5 protein-coding genes and 1 pseudogene are annotated in these 3,720 nt (G+C 60.4%); 2 read left to right on the forward strand and 4 right to left on the reverse strand.

The genetic code is table 11. The features are described from left to right. Both EN750_RS23400 and EN750_RS23405 read left to right on the forward strand, forming a co-directional pair. Positions 1–485 (forward strand): uracil-DNA glycosylase family protein (locus tag EN750_RS23400; RefSeq protein ID WP_127397785.1); only part of this gene is annotated, 485 nt, incomplete at its 5' end. Positions 486–594: 109 nt separating this feature from the next. Beyond that, positions 595–1,086 carry an Lrp/AsnC family transcriptional regulator gene (locus EN750_RS23405; protein ID WP_006205209.1) on the forward strand — a complete coding sequence of 164 codons (492 nt, stop codon included), beginning with the start codon at positions 595–597 and terminating at the stop codon, positions 1,084–1,086. Positions 1,087–1,106: 20 nt separating this feature from the next. On the opposite strand, the gene EN750_RS23410 is transcribed toward EN750_RS23405, so the two are convergent. The 4 genes and pseudogenes from EN750_RS23410 to EN750_RS23425 all read right to left on the reverse strand — a co-directional run. Next, positions 1,107–1,676: a DUF3299 domain-containing protein gene (locus tag EN750_RS23410; RefSeq protein ID WP_127397786.1), complete on the reverse strand. Its 570-nt coding sequence runs from the start codon at positions 1,674–1,676 to the stop codon at positions 1,107–1,109. 112 nt (positions 1,677–1,788) lie between these two features. Then, positions 1,789–2,493, reverse strand: coding sequence for a DNA alkylation repair protein (locus tag EN750_RS23415; RefSeq protein WP_127397787.1), 705 nt, complete (start codon positions 2,491–2,493; stop codon positions 1,789–1,791). A gap of 9 nt (positions 2,494–2,502) precedes the next feature. Next, the gene (locus EN750_RS23420; protein ID WP_127397788.1) at positions 2,503–3,372 is read right to left on the reverse strand and encodes an NAD(P)-dependent oxidoreductase; all 870 of its coding nucleotides are present in this window, start codon (positions 3,370–3,372) and stop codon (positions 2,503–2,505) included. A gap of 108 nt (positions 3,373–3,480) precedes the next feature. After that, a pseudogene (locus EN750_RS23425) lies at positions 3,481–3,720 on the reverse strand (amino acid ABC transporter permease); the annotation flags it as partial.

Below are 3,720 nucleotides of genomic sequence, written 5' to 3' on the forward strand. Positions count from 1 at the left end.
TCGCCAGCCAGGCGCCGGGGACCAAGGTGCATCTGTCGGGCATGCCGTTCACCGACGCCTCCGGCGATCGCTTGCGCAGTTGGCTTGGCGTGACGAGCGACGAATTCTACGACATCGAAAAATTCGCCATCGTGCCGATGGGTTTCTGCTTTCCCGGCCAGGATGCCAAGGGGGGAGACCTGCCGCCGAGGCGCGAATGCGCGCCGGCCTGGCGCGCGCCATTGATGGCCTCGATGCCACGGATCGATCTCGTGCTGACGATCGGCATCTATGCGCAGTCCTGGCACATGGGTGCGGCGCGCCGGCCCTCACTGACGGAAACGGTCATGGACTGGCGCTCCATCTGGGAGAATTCCGTCGGTCCCAAAGTGCTGCCGCTGCCGCATCCCTCGTGGCGCAACACCGGCTGGCTGAAGAAGAATCCATGGTTTGAAATGGATTTGCTGCCTTTTCTGCGTTCGGAAATCCGCTATCGCCTCAGATGATCTTTCAGCAAGAAATCACTCGCTTTTCCATCAATTGGCAGAATTTCTTTCTTGTGAAAGGTCGAAATAAGGGGGAGTATAGCCAATCTATTCCCCTGGGGAGCAAAATATGGATCGCCTCGATAGAAAAATCCTCCGCCTCTTGCAGGAGGACGCGACACTCGCGGTCGCCGACGTCGCCAAGAAAGTCGGGCTGTCGACGACGCCTTGCTGGAGGCGCATCCAGAAGCTCGAGGAGGAGGGCGTCATCAAGCGGCGCGTTGCCATTCTCGACCATGAAAAGGTCAATGTGCGCGTCACCGTCTTCGTGTCGATCCGCACCAATTCGCATAGCCATGAATGGCTGCGGCGTTTCTCGGAAGTCATCCAGGAGTTTCCCGAGGTGGTCGAGTTCTACCGCATGAGCGGCGACGTCGACTATCTCCTGCGCGTCGTGGTGCCCGACATCGCGGCCTATGACGCCTTCTACAAGCGGCTGATCGCCAAGATCGAAATCCGTGACGTTTCATCATCCTTCGCCATGGAGCAGATCAAGTACACGACCGAAATCCCGCTCGACTACATGGTGCTGGACAAGGAATCGGGTGCCAACGCCGCCTGAACTGCAGCAGGTTGTCCTGCTTAGTTCTTCTTTTTGTTGAGGAAACTCCAGGGAGAATTGACCGGCAGGGTGACGGTGTCCGGCACGCTGCCGACAGCGACCACATCTGCCTTGCGGACGCTGTAGCCAGACTGGATGACGCTGACGCCGTCGAGGATGAACAGCTGGCTCTTCTCCATGTCCGGCTTCAGCGCGCCGGTGACCGCGACAGGCTGATACGCCTCGGACATTTTGTAGGGACGGGCCGGCGTGACCAAGACAATCTGGTTGGGCGGGGGCGTCGGCATGTGGCTGCACGCACCCGTCCAGGGCACCAGCAGGAACTGATAGACGAGATCGCCATCGCGATCGACCGGCAATGCGTAGCCGGCTAGCTGAATGCTTTTGTCCTGCAGGTTGAGGGACAGCGTCTCGCCATGGTCGGGCAATTTTTCCGCGATCATCGGCAGCCCGACGTTTTCGGCGGCGGATTGCGTAGCCGGACGCAGATCCTTCCAGAATATGTGCGCGGTCTCGGCCGAGGCATCGGTGGCCGCGGACACAAACAATGCCGCTGCGAACGCCAGGATTGATATGGGAGGATTGCTCATTGGCCGCATACCTTTGAAGCTCAGTAAAGACGCCGCTGTCAGCGACGTCAACGCTCCCGCCGCATCACATGTCGGCGAGATCCAGACATGCGGAAAGCGGGTTTCCGCGCCGTCAGCCTTTCCTTGCGGCGATCCGCGCCAGCGTCTTGGCATTGGACAGCTCCCTTACCGCGTCCTTGCCGATCCAGCGCGCCGTCCTGTCGGTCGACTGCGCCAGCCGTTCGGCGACAGCCAGGGCAGCGCCGTGCATGTCCATCGATCGTTTGCCGATCGACCGAAGCGCCCAGTTCACGGCCTTCTTCACGAAATTGCGGCTGTCGTTCGCATGCGTTTCGATGATCGGCAGGAAGGAGAGGAAGGTCGCCCCTGGCTCCTTCTTCCGGTGGACGACGGACCAGGCCATCATGGCGAAGGCCGTGCGCCGAACGAACTCCCGCTCATCGGCCGCAAACTCGGCGATCAGTTCTTTCCAGGCGTCCGTATCGACAAAGAGATCGGAGACGCCGTCGACGATGTCCCAGGAGTCGAAACTAGCCGCCCATCGTCTTGCATCTTCAGCAGAAAACCGTTTCGGGTCAGCCGTGACGGAGGCGATGAACTGCGCCTCCATGATGCCGGTGTCCCATAGCTCGAAGGCGCGCTCGTGGTTGCGTTTGATCTTCCTGGCGATCTGCCGCTGCATGCCGTGCGTGATACCAAGTGCACGGTCGATCTTGATGCCGTAGCGCAACATGCCGAGGCGGTTCTCCTCCGATCCGATAGCGCGCAGATGGGCGACGATTTCCGCGACACTTGACTGAGGCGAAAGCTCTGCCACCGCAGAAACCTATTTCTCGAGACGGGCGAGCAGCGAGGACGTGTCCCAGCGCTTGCCACCCATCGCCTGCACATCCTTGTAGAACTGGTCGACGAGTGCGGTGACCGGCAGTCTGGCGCCATTGCGATCGGCCTCGGCCAGGCAGATGCCGAGATCCTTGCGCATCCAGTCGACGGCGAAGCCGAAATCATATTTGCCGGCGTTCATCGTCTTGTGGCGGTTCTCCATCTGCCAGGAGCCCGCGGCGCCCTTGGAAATCACCTCGATCACCTTCTCGATGTCGAGCCCGGCCTTCTTGCCAAAATGGATGCCTTCGGCCAGGCCCTGGACGAGACCGGCGATGGTGATCTGGTTGATCATCTTGGTGAGCTGGCCGGCACCGGCCGACCCCATCAAGCCGACCATGCGGGCAAAAGCGTCGATGACAGGCTTCGCTCTGTCGAAAGCGTCCTGCTCGCCGCCGACCATGACGGTCAGCACGCCGTTCTCGGCGCCGGCCTGGCCGCCCGAGACCGGCGCGTCGAGAAACGAAAAACCACCGACTTGCGCCGCCGCCGCCAGCTCGCGAGCGACCTCGGCCGAGGCCGTGGTGTTGTCGATGAAGACCGAACCCTTCTTCATCGATTTGAAGGCGCCTTCCGGACCGGTCGTCACCGAACGCAAATCGTCGTCATTGCCGACACAGGAGAAGACAAAATCCTTGCCTTCGGCGGCCTGTGCTGGCGTCGCCGCAAGGCTACCGCCATGCCGGCCAACCCATTGCTCGGCCTTGGCCTTGGTGCGGTTGTAGACGGTGACGTCATGGCCGCCCTTGTTCTTCAAGTGCCCGGCCATCGGATAGCCCATCACGCCAAGACCGAGAAATGCAACAGATGCCATGAGCTTGCCCTTCAGAAACGGAATTTGCTGCGAGACGTCTAGGCTCTGCGCGCAATTCGTCAAGATGCGCAGGGCAGGATCGACTGGTGCAGCTGAATTTGAAAATAGTCAGCGTTTCAGGTGAACGGTGATCCGGCGCTCGATCCATTCGACTCCATGACGCAATATCTCGACCATCACCAGATAGACGAGCGCGACCCAGATATAGGCCTGGATGTCGAACGAGTTGGCGAAGGCGAGCTTGGCATTGCCCATCAGATCATAGACCGTGATGATGGCGACGATGGCGGAAGCCTTGACCATCAGGATCAGTTCGTTGCCATAGGGCCGCAAGGCGACGATCAAGGC

Source organism: Mesorhizobium sp. M7A.F.Ca.ET.027.03.2.1, from assembly GCF_003999175.1.
Lineage (GTDB): Bacteria > Pseudomonadota > Alphaproteobacteria > Rhizobiales > Rhizobiaceae > Mesorhizobium.

Bases quoted from the DNA above. Each gene is read 5' to 3' on its own strand.
- EN750_RS23405 (WP_006205209.1), top strand. From the start codon at position 595: ATGGATCGCCTCGATAGAAAAATCCTCCGCCTCTTGCAGGAGGACGCG.
- EN750_RS23410 (WP_127397786.1), bottom strand. From the start codon at position 1,676: ATGAGCAATCCTCCCATATCAATCCTGGCGTTCGCAGCGGCATTGTTT.
- EN750_RS23420 (WP_127397788.1), bottom strand. From the start codon at position 3,372: ATGGCATCTGTTGCATTTCTCGGTCTTGGCGTGATGGGCTATCCGATG.